1 protein-coding gene is annotated in these 255 nt (G+C 59.6%); it reads left to right on the top strand.

Features of this window, described 5'->3' with window-relative positions; all coding sequences use genetic code 11:
* The coding region (locus IB248_RS31260) for an NAD-dependent epimerase/dehydratase family protein (RefSeq protein WP_192242269.1) at positions 1-255 on the top strand (255 nt) is incomplete at both ends.

Raw genomic sequence — 255 nt, 5'->3', positions numbered from 1 at the left:
CAGCGATGCTCGAAGATCGCAAAGCCCTGGAAGAGGCCGTGGCCAGCGCGGCGCCTGATGTGATGGTGCATCTCGCAGCACAGGCCGGCGTCCGCTACAGCCTGGAAAACCCGAAAGCCTATCTCACATCGAACCTCGAAGGCTCCTGGAACATCCTCGATATCGCCAAGGATGTTGGCGTCAACCATCTCATGCTGGCCTCGACATCGTCGATCTACGGCGCCAATCCGTCCATTCCCTTCCGTGAGACAGACC

This window comes from Rhizobium sp. RHZ01 (assembly GCF_014851595.1).
In the GTDB taxonomy this organism is placed as follows: domain Bacteria; phylum Pseudomonadota; class Alphaproteobacteria; order Rhizobiales; family Rhizobiaceae; genus Rhizobium; species Rhizobium altiplani.
Note: the sequence above shows the minus strand (reverse complement) of the source record. Positions and strands in the feature narration are given on the sequence as shown.